This window comes from Flavobacterium sp. GQ95, from assembly GCF_059758655.1.
Map to the genome: position 1 here is coordinate 13,470 of NZ_JCAXEB010000023.1, position 17,595 is coordinate 31,064.

Genomic DNA, 17,595 nt, shown 5'->3' on the forward strand with positions numbered 1-17,595 from the left:
ATTTATTTGCTTTTCTCTACTGACATCCATATTTTATAGCCACCAGCAATTTTTATTTTTAATCGATTTAAATATTCTAGAGTTTTTTCAGAACCGATTATTATAGCGGCCTCTTTTAAAGGAACTGCTCCGGAATCTCCTGTAAGGGAATTGGAATTTTTATAACTGTCTTTTACTAATTCTGTAAGCTCTCGAGCAGTATCAACAGGAATTGATCCTAATAGATTTGTTTCAATAAAAACACCTTCCAATCCATCAAAATCAAAAACAATTACCGGACGTAATAATCTCTTATCATTTTTAAAGACATTCGGGCTTATACTTATAAACATTCTTCCTGGTGAAAATTTTACAGTTCCATATAACACAGTGCTTTTAGGAATAAAAAAATCTTCTTCAAAAACTAAATCTTCTAATAAATTAATCATTACTAGCCCCCCATTTCCTATTATTTGGTTGGTGTAAATTTCTGCTTTAATTAGTTCTTTTTTTAATGATTTAGTATCTGAAATTACTCCATTAAAAACATTTTTATTTTTTGTAACTCCAAAAAAACCGTTTTTGGTTGAATTTTCCTCATTAGGTACCTTTTTGTATATGACTCTACCCGAAGTATTTTCACTTTTTTCAGTACTTTCACTTTTCTCAGGCATATATTTTTCCAGAACATCCTCAATAACCTTATCTGTTTTCTCAGGCATACCTTTCACAGATTGAAAATTATTTAAAGCAAATGGTTCCTTTCCTATATTATTTAAATATTTAGAATTTGTTTCCATAACATTTAATAATCTACTTAAATTTTCTTGGTTCTGAACCTTATTGTTATTTCCTGAAAGATCATTTTGATAATCGTTTTTATGTGAATCTCGCAAATCTTCCTGGAAGTCTTCTTTACTATAAAAACTTTCTTCTTCAGTAGCCTGCAAAGTCTCCCTAATAGAATCTTCTTTTGCCAATAAAAATGCTTTTTTAATGTTTTCTTGATCAATTTGATTGTTATAATAATCAAATTTTGAAGTAGGCGCTTCTTTTTTACTTGAAAATTTAGGAACTTCGAATTCAAACTTCGATTTTTGATCTTCTTTCGTTTCCTTAAAAAAAGTCATATAAATAAACCCCACCAAAATAGAAAAGCAAAACATAAATGCAGCAATTACTATTATTTTCTTATTCTTTTCCATGATATACAATATTGTAATTAGAGATTATCAATCCATGTGGGTTCTCCCTGGTTCTAGCAACATCGAAAAGATTACAACGAATCTGTATCTTTTTCTCTTGTTTATCCTTTTCGTTGTTTTCTTCTCCATATCTATATACTACTGTCTTCCCATAAACTGTAGCAGCATAAGGATATACCATTGAGTTTGTATTAATAGAATCTATTTCTATTTTTTGAACCAAATTATTCAGTTTTAATGAATTGTACCATCCTTCATTTACTAAAGTTTGATAATAATTTTTACCACTATTATCTATAAGATCTAATGCTTTTTCTATATTTTTTTGATAGTTATACTGATCAAGATCAAAAAAATATTTATGAAAAGTCATTAAATGATTATAAATTTCAGGCTCACGATATGTTAATTCATCTTTGATTATCTTAGCTGTATAGACCTCTCCATTTGCTCCATCTAATAAATAAACTTTTTCTTTTATTAAGGTTTTATTCAAATAAAAAGAATAAGCCAAGCTAGCAAAAACAGATAAAAATGTGACAACTAATGAAATAATTGTTATTGTTTTTGAAAATTTTAATAAACTATCTATTTTTAATAGGTTTTTCATTGATATCTTTTGTAAAATTTGAGAAGTTGTTATTAAGTTAAATTGCTACTAATTTGAAATAAATTAAATAACATAAATGGTCTTTTATTAAATTATTTAATGCAAAGGTTAGATATATAAAAGATTTTATGTGTAGAATTTTTCATTCATGTATGTAAAACTAATTCGAAGGCACGATATCATTTTACTAGAAAAAGGTTTGTCTTTTAATTAGTTTCTATCTAAAAAAAGAATTTTCCGTCAACCAACTAACTTATTCCTAAAGATAATACTCATTGTTGGATTTATTTTGTTATTCAAATATTTGGAATATATTAGAAATGTCATATTGAAATTGATTTACTTTCCTTTTTTCTTAAGCGTTTTTTAACTGTACCTGAGCTGTCATGAGGTTGATTATGTTAATCAAGATTTGAAAGCCATCTTAAGTATAATGATTAATTGGTTTATTTTCTCTGTTCTTGTATGGTTGGGATAAATTTGATATGGCAATTACTTTTGCTACTCAATCACTACATCTTCCTGAAAGATTGTATTTTCATAAAACAAAATATCCCTCTCTTTATCAAAAAGAAATAACATCACTATAAACGCTTACTTGAAAAAATGCCTCTTTAAAGAAGATATAACTCCTTCTTTTTTGCTGTCATTTTGTTTACTAACTGGAACCGTAGCTTTAGTCGTCAATTTATTTAATGGTTTAAAAAGAGCGTCAACATTACTAGCTGAAGGGGACGTAATTTTATTTAAGGAGTCTGGAATCTTAGAATCGGGAAAATGACGACTAAAAGACTTAATAACTCTTTCCACTCCCCAATCACTACTATCATCGCCAAGGCGAACTCCAGTATAGATGTTAAGTTCCAAAGGATAATTTGCAATTCCTCTTTTATCGACATATGTAATAGGAAAAATCCCTAATTTTGGATTAGCCCTAACTCCAGCCATTTTACTAAACTCTGTTATTACTTCATGATGATTTTCAGGATTTTCAGGAAAACAAACAACTCTTAAAGTGTTTCGATCGCTATGCTCATGTTCAACAAACCCATCATTTTTAGATAAAAATTCAATTATTTTTTGCGTATCCCTATGAATCCCCCTTCCAAAGGCCATACCTTTTCTTGCTTCTGAAAATTGCCTCATAGTTTCTTTATCGGAGATAAATGTGAATGTGAATTTTTCCACCGGGCTCGCTGCCATTTTATTTAATGGTTTAGTAAGAGCATCAACATTATTAGCTGAAGGCGAAGTAATTTTATTTGATGAGTCCGGAATCTTAAAATCGGGAAAATGGTCGCTAAAAGTCTTAATAAGCTTTTCCATTCCCCAACCCTCATCATCAATGAAAATTTCCCTATACCTCTTAAGTCCCGAAGGATAATCTTTTATTTCAAGATCATGAATAATAGTAATAATTCTTTTTTTCGAATTAACCATAGATCCACTCATTTTATCAAGCGCTTTTATTACTTCACCATGATTTTTAGGGTTTTTAGGAAAATAAATAACTTCTATAGTATCTACAGTAATACCCTCATTCATAACGAATTCTTCGCATTTAGAGAGGCTTTCAAAAACTTTTACTATTTCATCACTATCTTGATTTGTATTTACTTGAACTCTGCCTTCTCTAGTCTCTAAAAATCGCGTCATAGTATCGTTATCTGATATAAATGTAAATTTTGGCATAAGCTTGCGTATTTTATATATTTATTAAATTAGAAAGTATTTTTTAAGCAATCTAAATAATGCTTTTTTATTCTTCTTAGCCTTGTAATTTCTTTAAAAAGGGAACATGAAAATTTCGTAGGAAATAATATTTTAACACAACTCAAAAAACATATTTATTATTTAGAGTTACTTACTGGCAATTCTTTTTTATCAATTCATTCACTTCTGATCCATATTGTTCGGAAAAACTCAGTTCCTTAGCTATAGCAAAATTAACACATGCTTCCTTGGCTTTATTTATACTTAAATAAATTTTCCCCCTAATCATGTATGCATAAGAGTTGGACTGTAACAAATCTATCGATTTGTTAATATCTGAAATAGCTCCATCAATATTTGATATGCTCAATTTACTATAAGCTCTGTTAGAAAGTGCAATCGGATTGTCAGGATTTAATACCAAAGCTCTGTTAAAGCAAGAAATAGCGTCTTGGTGTTGTTGTTTTTTTTGATATACAAATCCAAGATTTATAATTAAAAAAACCTGTGAGGGATGTTCATTGACAATTTTATTTAAAAGCTGTTCAGCTTTTGTGTAATCTGAATGCTCTATATACAAAGAGGCTAACAAATTTAAAGCATCAATATTTGACGGGTCTTCTCTAAAAATCAATTGTAAAATAATAGCAACACCTTCAAAATCTCTAATTAAAAACTTAGTGCTTGCCAATTTTACATTATAGATCATTAATTCCTTATCTTTTACCAGTGTAACAATTTTTTGATAGTCCAAAACTGCTTTTTTATACATTTTAAGAGCGAAAAAAAATTCCGCTCTAGCATTAAGCAATAGTACCGAATTTGGCAAAATATAAAGGGCATCATTTAATGTTTGAATTGCCAGTTCAAATTTATTTAGTTTTATAAGGTATTCGTATTTATGAAAATAAAACAGTGGAGGAGCTTTAGTTCCTTCAAAATTGATAGCCTTGTTGATACTGCTCAAAGCTTCTTCTATATTTTTATTTGAAGCATAATCAATAGCTTTTTTATAATATTCATTATTTTTTTGCCCCATTGCATTTAAACAAAAAAATAATGTTAAAATACAAATATTATTTTTTAAAATCTTAATCATTTTAATTTTCCCGTTTTTGCCCTATCAGTATCTATATCTTTTAAAATTTTAAAAACCATAAATAATTTCTCCTGCCTGCCATGTAATTACTTTATTTTTTATCCTTTGTTATTTTACAATTTGCTCATATCTTTTAACAGCAGGAAAAGAAATCAATATTTAACAGTAGTAAATATTTATGTAAAACCTAATTTTATTTTCCAATATAAATACATTTAATCCAGTATATGAATTAATACCTCAATCGATATTTATAAATTCTAAGTGTAGAACATACTAATCTTTCGGTTAAATGGTAAAAGTTTCACAACTTTAATTCATTACATTTTGCACCCAAAATTTATAGGTCTATTTAATAAACTCAATGTCACTAACGTTGTTAACTTTAATCAAATATTTACCTTTTTAAGCCAGCTGGCTTAGATCTAACTTCATGTTTTTCAAGCGTTTCCTGTCCTGTACCGTTCGAATTCTGTGTATCCTTAGGTAAAGAAGGCCTTCTTCTTAATTCAACAGAAGGTACTTTGAGTGCAGTTATATCTGGTTGAACAGGTGCATGTCCATCATTTGGAAGATTAGACAAAGCTGTCTTCAACTCTGCCAAAAAAATTGGTTTATTATGATCTAATCGAGCAACATCACCTTCATTACTTTGAAGAGTAGGCGAACCCAACTCCATAGTAGGAGAATCTGGCTCCACTTGTGCAAAAAGATCTTGAGCAGTCATTCGTACTGATACTTCCTGACTTTTAATCCTCTTAATTGTAGCCATTCTTTCCACTCGTAATGCAGCTGATTGTTGTTGCACAACCTCGCTTTGTTTCGGGGTCTCTTTTGAAGTATTTTTAGTAGAAAAAAGACCCTTTGTAAGCTTCGTAATAAGGTTTGACTTAGCCGCAACCTTCTTAGGCACACTATCAGCCTGCGCTGGTTGCTCCAAGCTCTTCATATGTTTAGCAAGGGCAGCCTCCGCAGCCTTCAGATCCCCCTTCTTACCCGCTTTCTTTGCAGTATCCACAAGGAAATTAAGCTGTTCAGTCGTCGAGCGAAAGGCTTGTTTCTCAGACTTTTGGATAGGCAAATAAACATGTTCTGCCTCAGCTGCTGCTAAAGCTGCTGCGTCATTCGAATAAACTGGTTCTAACTTATCTCCAGTCGCAGTTCTATCCTTAGATCTAACCTCATGTCTATCCGAATAAATTAGATCTGCATCAAAATCAGCCGCAGCTCTCTCAGCCTCATCCGCAGCTAGAGCCTCCTCATTATTCACATAAATTGGTTCTTCAGTTACAACCTGTGCTTTTTTGTTGTATTCTAGTTCTGCCCTGTTAGCTTTTTTAACCACTTCGGCGTCTCCTACACCTAGCTTTGGATTTACAGGTATAGCTGTGGCAGATAACGGTCCATTTATCGAGTCAGCTCCATCTAATTCTGCAACTCCATTAACATTTTCTATTTTATCATCCAAAAACACGATACTTGTGTATCCTAATTCTTCAGCCAACATTTTAGCCTTATCTCTCTTTAATTCAGGAATAAGAGATGTTTCCCTATAGTCTACAGTAAATACATGACTTGGTGGAAGAAGATTTTGCAAACCTTCTATCTCTATCATATCATTAATTACTCCTTCATATCCAGATGAAGAAAGAATAATGGTGCTTCCACCCGCATTATCTGTATTAACAAGTGCTTGTACAAATTCTGGAGATTCGAAAAGCCTAACGTGCTTCTGTTTAAGGAGAGCTCTCACCCACTTTCTTGCTTCTGGCCCAAGAGGATTCTCTGTAAGTAAAGCAAGGGCCTGTTCAAAGTTATCAGTACCATCTGGAAAATCACCAACTCCATTTACGAATCCTTTTTTTACTCCGTCTACTCGTTTTAATTCTTTGCTAATTACATTGTGGTGATGTCCACGAGCTATTACGCCATCGAAATCATAAATTCTGAGTACTCCCATTTTTTTTAAATAAATAATTTGAGACTATCCGTTACTAATACCCGGTTGTTTCTAAAGCAACGATGATAAGTCTATTGGCTTTTTTATTCATTGTTACCAGTAACGACTAATCATTTAATAAAATGTGTTTTAAACTTTGTTTTTTTTATCCTGACTTCGGAGCCCCTTTAGGTGCTCCCTTGTTAAATTCCTTGTTTCTAAAAAACATCCGCGTCTGGAAGAAAAAATGTAACAATAACATTCACTAAACCTACAATAGCTAAACCTATTATAAATTTTATAAAATTCTTTTGTGCTTGATCATTTCCTTGCATGTACTGGAAAAACACTAAAAAACCACCAACTATTGCGAAAATTGCAGTAACAATGTTTAAAATTTTTCTAATTGCTCCTCCCCAAGTAATTAATTGAGCATCAATTGATTGTGCTAAAAAAATATGTAACATATTATTTGAATTAAATTAATAATACAAAGATCAATTATCTAAAATGTTTTATATGTAGAACTATGTGTGTTTAATTAGTAAAACTAATTCTACACAGATAAAGTAGTTTACTGTAAATGGTTATATATTTTTATTGAGTTATTAATTTTAATTCTGTAATTCAGTAGCTGTAAAACGGATTATGGAAGAATTTACATTAATAACTCAAAATAATTATTTTAAATTTTGGAAGTTATAAGTTCTTTTAATGTTGCTTTAAATACAGAAATTCGAGCTTGGAGAAAGCTTAAAATGTCTGATTAGACGTAGTTGCTTTAGGTTTAACATCGGAATTTATGTCTATTGACAGTGAAAATTCATTTTTTAATCTGTTACAAAATGAACAAATTTCTAATTTAATTGAAGGAAGTCAGTATAATAAGAGAAGGAAAAAATTGTTCCATTTTGCAGAAGAAATCAGGTAACATTTATATTCAAAGTTCACAGAATTTGAGAATTATTTTATAGTTGATAGTATGCCATTTGAGATTTGTAAAATGGCTCGTCATAATATGGTAAAAATCTGCAAGGATTATTTTCAGACTGCCCCAGACAAAAGTTTTTTGTGCATAGTAAAACTCTTGGTTCTATGGTTACAAACTTCATGAAATTTGTACTGTTTCTGTTTTATTTCAATCAATAGACATTACAAAAGCAAGTGTTCATTATTTACATTTATTAAAAGATTTAAAACATAAAATGTGTGATTGTATTCTGCTTACGAAAGGTTGTTTGTCTTCAACAAACAATTAGATTTGTTTGAAACAGCAATATATAATTAGAAACTCTAATGAGAATCAATCAAATTGGATATAAAAACAGCCCTACACATTTAGAAAATAAAGCAAAAGAATAGAAACATTATTCTATCAATTGTGTGATTCATTTATGGTTAGAAGAAATTATGCCAAATCTTTTCAAGGTTTTAAAACAAGAGTTTAGCAAAAATCCCTATAAATAATATTAAAACACAAATAATTTAATTGAACTTAACGGGTTATTCCATAAAAACAAGTACTCACGGACTATTTTTAAATGAGGAATACTTTTGTATTTTGACTTAAAAAATGGGAATAACTGCTTGATTTTAAAGAAGGCATCGAAAATTACATTTGAACAATTAAAAAATAATAAAAACAAATGAATTCAAATGCAGTAGGCTTCTAATGCGGATCTGGGTTCAACAATGATTTTTAATTTCCCATCTATTATTTCAAACTTGTTACTCCTCCAATCCTTTCACTCTAAAAAATCAAGACAATTTTATTAAAAACAGCTAGTTCTTTCGGCTGTAATGGCTTAGACTCTTCGCTGAGAAACATGTCGCACTTTTGACTCTCCCTGCCCTTCTGTATGATCTCGGTCAGGACTCTCCGACCGAGGCCTTTTCCTGGTAATTGTTGGGATTGCGAACTGACTCATAGGGTCTTTTTGAATCATGTCTTTTCTAAAGTCTATAAGGGCCGATTTCATTTCGGACACATATCTTTTGTATTCTTGCGCTATGTTTTCTTTCCCGGTTTTTTCGCCAAGCAACCTCTTAAGTTCTTTTTGCTGCTTAGATAGATCTCCCAGATCACGTTCGTTGGCTTCGGTTAAATACTCAGAGTATACTAAATCATTCATATTTTCTGTTTTCATAAACTCTTTCATCTCTTCCTCATATTTGGAGGTATGTTGATTCCGTACTAACTCATCGCCTGTACCTAAGTAATTCTCTTTTAGCTTTTTTATCTTTTCCTCATCCACTATATACTCACCATCAGCTGTCTGTACCAGCTTATTATCCTTAGTTTCACAAATCAAAGTAGCAAATTGCTCAATTAATTCAGGATTATCTTTTATCAAACTAAAACAAATCACTGGATAACTCGATATAGGAAGCAGATCTCTCTCTATCCCCCCAACAAACACTACATTGGGAGAAACCCTGTTCATTGCTATATGCGCCTGATCTACTTTTTCTTTGGAAAAAACTAAATTAACAAGTGCATTCACCTCTTCAATTCTATCACTCGATTTCAGACCGGGTAAACTACCTGCTTTCTCTAGAACGGCAAGTCTTTCTATCATGAACTCATCATGATTCGATAACCTGTTACCTTCCTTTCTTATCTCTCCTACATACTTTTGTTCCAGATAAGATTTAACTGGAGTACCACAGTCTCCCATAGAAATAGCCATTTCTAGCACGATAGTATTTGCTTCCTCAATCTTTGCTTTCTCCCCGGAAGCATATAGGTCTAGTATTTTCTCAAACAGCATTTTAGCCGTAGCGCCATACGAATTTCGCTCAAATTCGCTATCAACAAGAACTTTACCCAAAAACTTTTTCATCACATCTTGGGCAGATGTCACCTCTTGATCATCTCCCCCATAAGTAATGGTTGCAGGATCAAGGTCACAAGCTTCCAACCTACCTATCATCAGCGTTCGCTCCTGATAATCTGGATAAAACACCGTCAATACATCTTCATAGGATTGAACCCTATCAAGGGCTGCCAAATTAGTTCGAACAGTTACACCTTCTCGCTGTCCAATATGGTTCAAAAGGCTAATTGCTTCCGTTGAAAGAGGATTACTCTGAAATTCCAAGTTTTGAATACGTGGCAAATTAAGTAATGTTTCAGGCACCTCTGTGATTCTATTATTTGCTACTTCCAAACTGGTAAGATTCAATAGCCCGCTCAAGTGGTTAGGTAAACGCTCAACTCTACTTCCCGTTAGGTCAAGAACCTCAAGATTAGGTGGCCAACCTATAGAATCAGGCAGCTCCCGAATTTTAGTTCCAAATGCATATAATTCAGTAAGATTTGACAACAGGTACAGATCTTCAGGTAAATCAGTAATGTCGGTATCTCCTACAATCAGTCTGGTAAGGCTCGAGAGTTGACATAAGGAGTCTGGCAATTTCTTAATACCATAATTCATAAACACATTCAATTCAGTAAGATTAGGTATCATCAATATTTCAGGCATCAATACTTCTAAATCCTCCGAAGTCATCTTTGAGAAAGACAAATCTAAACTTGTTTCACCCGATGACCAGGCCCTTACTATTTTTGCGCTAACTTTTTCTAATTCTTCAAAATTCATGTATTTTTATTTAATTTTTGTATTATTGGTTTTTATAATCTGTATATCTTATTTTACGTTTTATTAACTCTTACCAAAGCTGAAAAATATTTTTAACGGAACAAACAATAAATCATTAAGATTACCCAAAATAGTGACAATAAATAGAGAACTTCTATTTGGTATATCACATAAAACAATGATCTTATTGTTTTATGTGATATACTCAGCATTTCAATTATACCCTTACAATCTACATCCAAAAATATTAAATTTGCTCTTTATTCATTGTAAAATTCTAATGTATCTAAAATTGGCTTATGTTCTTTCTTAAATATAATAATGTGATTTCCTGTCTTTACTGGTTTTCATACTCATTCGAATAGCTAAAAAAGCCACCTTTGATATTTATTATATTTTATGGCATTAATGCCTTTAAAAAGTATTGGTTCAGTTCTATATCATTACGTACAGGCAAAAAAAAATGTTAGTACATTTTTTTAACCTTAGTCACTTGATTATTTTTCTTTTCAAATTATATAACTATTTATAGATTAACAAAGTTTAAATAGTAGATATAAACATCAAATGATTTATGGAATTATATTTGTAATCTCAATATTAAAACTAGAAAACAAATAATATTATATAGAAAAAAACACTACGCAAGAGTACGCGTGTAAGCAATTTTTAACACAACTTGTTTGTCCTAAACTATTTAGCGTATTACTTTTATCTAAAAATGAGTAGTAAAAAATAGAAAATACTTGAAAAGTAACATGTTATTGATTTATTATTCAGTATTAATCCGAAAGAATTCTCTCTCCCCACTAAGCTCTGCAATTCCTTTGGCCAGTTCATACAGCTACAATAAGTTAGGAGAAAACGGTATTCTCCAGTCGGGAAAGAAGAGCCCTTAAAAAACCTTTGATCTCTGGATCATTTTTCTATAAGGCTCAGTTATAGTTACGGAAGGAACAGAACCACCGTCGCCTATCTTGCCACCTATCGCTTCGGAACTCGGTGGTGGAGACACTAGAAAGAAAAGAGTTTGAAAATGAAAGATGATGAAAAAAAGAGAAAATTCAAACAGGACAAGATACACACTTTAAATTGGAATGGGGTGGGAGTAAGGCCGATCTGAGCCCTTCGAACTATAATCAATATTTTTTTGCTCGATGAATTTTCCGTCTGTAGTGAAAATTTTCATCAAGTATTTAATTGAAGAGTCAATTGGTGGAATTTCTAATTTGCCCGTAAAAATTGGATTGGGAAAATGCTACAAATTTTGAATTCTTTATTTTTTTTTATTATATCATTGCTGTCCCTTTCTTCTGAATTATCTTATATTAGCGATTCATTATTTTCTCCGTTATCTCTTTTGCTTATGGTGTTAATAATTTGACTGGCCAAGTCAAGGTCTATAGATTGGCCATTTTTAATTGTGACAAAATATTTTGTCTGCCAATTTTTAGTTTTTTCTGCTTGTTTATTTGTCACAGTATCTCATGGCGAATAAACTCTAATTCCTCTTTTTCCATCTTTCCCGCTTGTTGAAATAATTCCTTTGTCGGCTAAAACTGATATCGGAAAAATAAACTGGCCTATATGCTCACTGTTCTTTGATGTTATTACTACAAAATCAATACTGTCTGAAATATTAAAAGGCTCTGTAATTCCATTTCTTCGTTTCCAAATGGTTACAAACTGTCCTGTTTTTGTCGGTGTAATTTTCGAAATTCTATGTTCAACTATTAGGCCATTAAGCTTAAATGAGCAAGCTCCATATTCAACACTCTCTCTATTTAGTATCAAATTTGTCAAGTTAAAACCACATTTGTCATATATCAATTCTTTTATAACCTTCAGATCCGTATAAAGTAAGTTTTCAGTTATCATAATTTACGTGTGTTTATTTCTGTTCGATTTGTTCTACAATGATCACCAGCCTCATCTACCGGCATCTATAATTCCTAGTAAATCTATAAAAATGTCTCTAAAAATGAAAATCTAATGTGTATGTGTTCTTAATTTTGGTATGGAGCTATAAATGTATTTCTGCTCAGAATTTCGAATTAGCATTGAAATTAATTATAATAATAAGTAGGGCCTTAAATGACATTCTGTTTCGTTTTGGTCAAATTGATGATTTTTTCACTACTGCATTTATTCATAAAGAATATTTCGAAGAATTGCAATTAAAATTAATAAAGCAACTAACAATCAAAAATAATTTAAAAATCTTAAAATATCTTTAAAGGATTCGAACTAATAAACTCGACAAAATAAGGGTTTATCAATCAAAAATAGCGAAGTTTTTACCAAACCACAAAAAGCCTGTAAAATCAACACCTTTATATAGCTAATTTACCATATAGATGCAAAAAAGACGTCCAAAATGGACGTCTTAACAAAAATAACAAAAATTTAAAATGTCTCGTAATGAATAAATCCAAGACGCCGTGCAAACGTATATTTCAAAAGCCGGAGCAAAAATAAGCCAAGAATTATTAGTTTAAAAATAAAACACTACGCAAATCTACACGTGTAAATAGGTTGTTTTTAACTTGCCCTGTGTGAAAAGCTTAGGCTAGTATTTGAATGTAATATGTGCGATTAAAAGGAGGGTTTTATTATTGACTAATTTTTAAAGGTATATGACCAAATTAAGCCCTATTTTCGGTTTTACCAAATAATCCCAAATACAAAACCAACATCCCATTAAGCTAATTAACCAAATCCGTTGTAGTAGCAGTTTGGTGTAGGTTATGATGATTTAAGTAAATTTTTAATTTGAGCTTCGTAAAGATCTACATCAATAACATTTGATTCAATTTTTGCCCCATTTACAATCACGCTAATTTTGAAAGGCACTTTAATATCACCATAAACTAAATCACTTATCGATAATTGAAATTCGATTTTATTCTTCGATTTCAGGGTTTCTTTGAAATAACTACTTCCACAATCTGACCTTCCATTTTTTTGAGCAGCAATCCACTTTCCATTTATGAAGAAATATGTTTGTACAAAATCAATAGTCGAATCTATTCGCGATATTTCAATATCCTCTAGAGCGCTATTTTCTAGATAACCTTTAGCATATTTATTTCCATTAACACCTTCGATATAAAAATTTTCTGCAAAATAAATACGAACGACTTCGTCTTTTTCTGTTACAGGTTTTGATGATTCATCTGGAACCCATAGACTGACGCTAAAGAAACCGCCTTTTCGTTGGGAACTATCACAATATTTTTCATTCTTGTCTAGCTCCACAGGTCTTTTGATTTGTGCAAAAGTCTGAACTGTTATCAAAAAAAAAGTAATAATTGACAAATATGATTTCATGTTTCTTAGATTATTGTTGATCAACTTGCACCTTGCTATTATCGAAACAATTAGATGAATTAATCCGGTCGTTCCACTTATTATATTTTCCATTTAATGTTTTTTTTTAATTTTCATTTATTTAATTATCTCAATACCACTGACAGTAAAAGCAAAAATGCAATTTGATAAATAATAAAAACACATCTTATTTCTAAGTGGAAAACCGTAGAACGATGGCTTTAGTTCTTATTTTTGCATTGTAATATTAAATGTTTTACACTATTCTGGTGATCATCTGATTAAATCAGAAAATTCAACAATTGTATTATCAGTTCTTATTGTTATAGGTAATGAAAAAATAGCCTCTGCTGGAATCCCTCGTTCAAATCCCGGATTCCATCTTTTTGCATTTTCTATCATGTTAATTATAACTACATCAATTCCAAAACCAAACTCTTGTACTGGTGGTAAATAAACTAATTTTCCTTCTGTATCTACTGTAAAAGAAATAGTAATTTTACCTGAAAGTTTGTTTCTCATATCTATTGGCATATTCCTGGAAATTGTATTTGAAACATATTTATAAAAGGAATTCATGCCTTTTATGGGTGAAGGATTTTGTTTTATAATAGTATAGGAATGCTCAACATTTAAATCATCAAGACTGACTCCGGAAATTAATTTACCTTCCTTATAATTTTCAATAAAAGTATATCTAAAACCTTTTCCTTTCCAGGTACCTTCTTTGAATCCGTCTTTTACTTTTCCTCCTTCCTGATATCCCTTATCTTCATATTCGTAATCACCATTTCCTACTTTTACCTTTTGCTCATTTTGAAAATTCCAATAATTAATAATTTTATAATTTGGTAATCCTTTTTCATTTTTAAAATATTCCAGTTCAGATTTTGCATTTCCATTTTCATACCAATTAAATTGTTTTCTAATTTTTATTCCATTCGAATAACTAACAGTGAGTTGTTTGTTTCCGTTTTCGTAGTAATAGATAAATTGTCCTTCTTCCTTTATATTATCCTTATCCAAAGTGGAACCGATCATTTGCAATACTTCTGACTTATAATAATCCTTAACAATATAAGTTTTTTGCTTTAAATAGTAGTTTTCAATAATTCTAATATACTTGTAATCTTCTGTTTTTCTTTCTGCCCACGTTGAATCTAAAAAAATAATTTTATGATTTGGATTTTGTGAAAATAACAATGCAGGATATGTAATTAATAACGTGAAAAGTTTTCGAAGTTTCATAAATAATACTTTTGTAAATTATTAAGAGCACTGAGTAGATTAGTTTAATGAGTTCCTAAAAACAGTAGTAAAATAATTGTGTTAAAATATAATCCTCCTGAATAATTAGCGCAATAAATTTTAAAATAAAGCTATTCTTTACCAATAATAAAAGTTCGTTTAATTTCACTCACTTTAGCTTGTTTGATAATAGTAAGCCTAGATCTCTTTAACGGATCTTTAAATTATTGACTATAATCATTTTACTCATTCAAGGTTATCACAACATTAAAAAAAAGCTCCAAAATCAATTACAGAGGACTTCCCTTGTAATATTTCTTATGATAACTATTTCAAAATTATAATTTCAACCGTACAGTATATAAATTCTAGCAAAAGTCACTTTATATTTTTATATCTAAAAAAAGTTTACTACATAGATATACATGTGTACTTAATTTATTTCTAGTTTATTTACTTATAATTCTTTACCTGATTAAAAGACGCAATTTGAGTGTCTTTATCAAACATTTATTTTGGAATTTTATTATTTAGGAACTTTAATTAAGAGAAATTTTAAAAAACATGAATTCTTTGTTCTTTAATTGTCAAAACAGCATAAATTATTTTATCAATCTTAAAAACTTCTTATCTAATATTAAAAACCCAATATATTTATTTTAATTTTTTTTATTATTCATAATGCTTTTTAAAACAAGTCTATTACAAAAATTGATAAAAAAATTACCAAAAAACAAAAAAAAACTTTTAGCACTATAAAAGGTTAATATTTAAATGGTCAACCCAACTCAATATTAATTAAAGTAATTTGTTATTCTGGGTACTTAACTAATCTTACCGCACACCTTAACAAAAGTTTCTTTTAAAATAATATTGTCGTTTACAGGAAGACTCAGTAAAAGCTCCAAATCTTGAGTAAAAAAGTTCGACATTTGTTCGGGCAGGTAACTACTTGGGACAAAGAAGAAATATTCTTCTTTGTCTCTTTTATTTAAGGCAATTTGCCTGTTAATATAGTAGATCAGCCACAAAACTTCGTTTATTCTAGTGGTTCGAAACTCATTTTCTGAAATCGTAAAATTCTCAGGATAAATCGAACCTATCAAATCTCTTGAATCAGCCCAATTGCCTGTATCGTAGTATTCATTGAGCTTCAGAAGGTTTTCTATCCCTGCTTTTAACAGTCCTTCAAATATCTTTGCTATCCGTTTCAATTGCTGATAATTTCAGATCCAATCTGTTGACCATATCTCCGTAATCTGATTTCATATCTCTGTAATCCCCTGCATCAATCTGTTGGGTAGCGAGCAAATCTCTGGCATGCGAAATTCTCTTTTCATAATCATTAATCTGAGCTATGATTCGATCTTTTCTTCAAAAACTTCTCATGTCTGCTCTTTATAACATTCCGACAAAACAGCTGTGTATATGTTTTTAATTTCAGGTATCGGGATATATTGCTTCAAATTCTTTATAAATATATCACTGGCTGTATCTGAATTTATTCTGTATCTACAGCCTGCACTACAGTGATAATATGGGTAGTATTTATAACGTCCTTTTGAAATGCTGGCCGTGAGTATTTTTCCACAATCTGGACAAAGGAAAAAACCTCTTAGCGGAAAGGGCTTAGTTGTAATTGCTTTTGGCAGATAAGTTTTGGATCTGCCATCTAATACATCTTGTACTTTATAAAATAATGATTCAGAAATTAAAGCCTCATGCTGTCCTCTGACATAACGAAGCTCTTTGTCTTTGTATTTAGGTACAACTATTTTTCCGCAATAAAGAGGATTACAGATCAATTTGACCCGCCTTTCCAATATGCCTCCTTATTGATGAAATATATCCAATATGAAATAATTATTAGTACTAGTACTGGAATCGCTATAATTAATACTGTTATTATTGCATCTTCTATTGTTGAATCTGTCATTGTCTATTTGTGTTTTTATTTTTCAAAAATTGGACTTGCCATTTTTCTCTATATATTTTTCATGTTCAGCTTTCATCGTTGTAATAACATAGTCTTCAAAGTTGATGCCTTTCAAATCAGCATTTAATTTTAGTCTTTTATAAACTTCAGAATCCGTTGCAAAACTTAAAACCCTTTCACCTGCAACCGTGGTAAATTTGACTCCTGGAAGAACTGCTTTTTCGTCTATGTTGTCTTTTGAATTTTTCATTTTTCTATTTAAATTATATGTTTTAAAATTAACCGTGAACTATATCTTGTTTTTTCATTATATTGTTTTAAGTTAAATTCTTTCGGACTATAGGGGCTTTTTATTGCTTAAAAATCGAAGTCAAATTCCTCATCTTCGACTGTTTCTTCTTCTATGTCCTTTTTTCTGAAACTATCGATTGTTTCTCTCAGGGCTTTGTATTCTTCGTTGTTTTTATTTAACTTACTCTTAATTCCGTGTTCTGTTTTCCAGAGATCGTTATTCATATCCATTTCAATACTTAAAGTAATAGGGATCAGAAATTCTGAATCAGTTGGTGTAATTGATTTTGTCATAATTAAGTTTTTAGAATTAAAAATTAGTAAAAAATGCTCTTTTGTTTCTTGTCTTTCACTTTAACAATGTCTACCAATTCAAATTCGTCATAATATTCCATTGTTTTATTGTCATGCTCTATAGGCATGTATATACTTAAAGTTTTGCCGATTAAAGGCTTGTAGTTTTGCTCAATATTTTTTTTGTGCGAAGTGACTCTATTTGGAATGTAGAAAAATGGTTTTTGACTCCATTCTAAATTTCGTGTTGGTCTACCTTTAAAATTATACGATGTAGTTTCAATTAATTTAATACCATCAATTGGCTGCACAACATCTTTTATAAGAGAACTTGGCGGTATTGTTGTGG

The 17,595-nt window shown here is 30.6% G+C and carries 15 protein-coding genes and 1 pseudogene; 1 reads left to right on the forward strand and 15 read right to left on the reverse strand.

The genetic code is table 11. The features are described from left to right. Nucleotides 1–2: 2 nt before the first annotated feature. The 6 genes from traM to AC6CH4_RS24890 all read right to left on the reverse strand — a co-directional run bounded on the left by traM (nucleotide 3) and on the right by AC6CH4_RS24890 (nucleotide 7,012). Nucleotides 3–959 (reverse strand): conjugative transposon protein TraM, encoded by a 957-nt coding sequence (gene traM, locus AC6CH4_RS24865; RefSeq protein ID WP_498107840.1) that lies wholly within the window; start codon nucleotides 957–959, stop codon nucleotides 3–5. A 211-nt stretch (nucleotides 960–1,170) separates the two neighbouring features. Further along, complete coding sequence (locus tag AC6CH4_RS24870; RefSeq protein ID WP_498107842.1) at nucleotides 1,171–1,794, reverse strand: VirB8/TrbF family protein; 624 nt, start codon at nucleotides 1,792–1,794, stop codon at nucleotides 1,171–1,173. 594 nt (nucleotides 1,795–2,388) lie between these two features. Further along, nucleotides 2,389–3,486 carry a hypothetical protein gene (locus tag AC6CH4_RS24875; protein WP_498107844.1) on the reverse strand — a complete coding sequence of 366 codons (1,098 nt, stop codon included), beginning with the start codon at nucleotides 3,484–3,486 and terminating at the stop codon, nucleotides 2,389–2,391. 172 nt (nucleotides 3,487–3,658) lie between these two features. Next, the gene (locus AC6CH4_RS24880) at nucleotides 3,659–4,606 is read right to left on the reverse strand and encodes a tetratricopeptide repeat protein (protein WP_498107846.1); all 948 of its coding nucleotides are present in this window, start codon (nucleotides 4,604–4,606) and stop codon (nucleotides 3,659–3,661) included. 397 nt (nucleotides 4,607–5,003) lie between these two features. Further along, complete coding sequence (locus AC6CH4_RS24885) at nucleotides 5,004–6,566, reverse strand: hypothetical protein (protein WP_498107848.1); 1,563 nt, start codon at nucleotides 6,564–6,566, stop codon at nucleotides 5,004–5,006. A 197-nt stretch (nucleotides 6,567–6,763) separates the two neighbouring features. Beyond that, on the reverse strand, nucleotides 6,764–7,012 hold the full coding sequence (locus AC6CH4_RS24890; protein WP_498107850.1) for a hypothetical protein: 249 nt from the start codon (nucleotides 7,010–7,012) through the stop codon (nucleotides 6,764–6,766). A 222-nt stretch (nucleotides 7,013–7,234) separates the two neighbouring features. Here AC6CH4_RS24890 and AC6CH4_RS24895 point away from each other — a divergent pair. Then, a pseudogene (locus AC6CH4_RS24895) lies at nucleotides 7,235–8,034 on the forward strand (IS982 family transposase). 316 nt (nucleotides 8,035–8,350) lie between these two features. On the opposite strand, the gene AC6CH4_RS24900 reads toward AC6CH4_RS24895, so the two are convergent. From AC6CH4_RS24900 to AC6CH4_RS24940, 9 genes are all read right to left on the reverse strand, one after another. Continuing rightward, nucleotides 8,351–10,147 carry a leucine-rich repeat domain-containing protein gene (locus tag AC6CH4_RS24900; protein ID WP_498107852.1) on the reverse strand — a complete coding sequence of 599 codons (1,797 nt, stop codon included), beginning with the start codon at nucleotides 10,145–10,147 and terminating at the stop codon, nucleotides 8,351–8,353. A 1,485-nt stretch (nucleotides 10,148–11,632) separates the two neighbouring features. Then, nucleotides 11,633–12,025, reverse strand: a complete 393-nt coding sequence (locus AC6CH4_RS24905) for a MepB family protein (protein WP_498107854.1) — start codon at nucleotides 12,023–12,025, stop codon at nucleotides 11,633–11,635. A gap of 867 nt (nucleotides 12,026–12,892) precedes the next feature. Beyond that, a complete protein-coding gene (locus AC6CH4_RS24910) occupies nucleotides 12,893–13,570 on the reverse strand; it encodes a hypothetical protein (RefSeq protein ID WP_498107856.1) in 678 nt (225 codons plus the stop codon). A gap of 180 nt (nucleotides 13,571–13,750) precedes the next feature. Beyond that, a complete protein-coding gene (locus AC6CH4_RS24915) occupies nucleotides 13,751–14,725 on the reverse strand; it encodes a toxin-antitoxin system YwqK family antitoxin (protein ID WP_498107858.1) in 975 nt (324 codons plus the stop codon). Nucleotides 14,726–15,549: 824 nt separating this feature from the next. Continuing rightward, nucleotides 15,550–15,939: a hypothetical protein gene (locus AC6CH4_RS24920; RefSeq protein WP_498107860.1), complete on the reverse strand. Its 390-nt coding sequence runs from the start codon at nucleotides 15,937–15,939 to the stop codon at nucleotides 15,550–15,552. Between the two features lie 171 nt (nucleotides 15,940–16,110). Then, a complete protein-coding gene (locus tag AC6CH4_RS24925; protein WP_498107861.1) occupies nucleotides 16,111–16,530 on the reverse strand; it encodes a recombinase family protein in 420 nt (139 codons plus the stop codon). Nucleotides 16,531–16,683: 153 nt separating this feature from the next. Beyond that, nucleotides 16,684–16,911 (reverse strand): hypothetical protein, encoded by a 228-nt coding sequence (locus AC6CH4_RS24930; RefSeq protein WP_498107863.1) that lies wholly within the window; start codon nucleotides 16,909–16,911, stop codon nucleotides 16,684–16,686. 107 nt (nucleotides 16,912–17,018) lie between these two features. Next, a complete protein-coding gene (locus tag AC6CH4_RS24935) occupies nucleotides 17,019–17,246 on the reverse strand; it encodes a hypothetical protein (RefSeq protein WP_498107864.1) in 228 nt (75 codons plus the stop codon). 23 nt (nucleotides 17,247–17,269) lie between these two features. Beyond that, nucleotides 17,270–17,557, reverse strand: a complete 288-nt coding sequence (locus AC6CH4_RS24940) for a hypothetical protein (RefSeq protein ID WP_498107866.1) — start codon at nucleotides 17,555–17,557, stop codon at nucleotides 17,270–17,272. Between the last annotated feature and the right edge of the window lie 38 nt (nucleotides 17,558–17,595).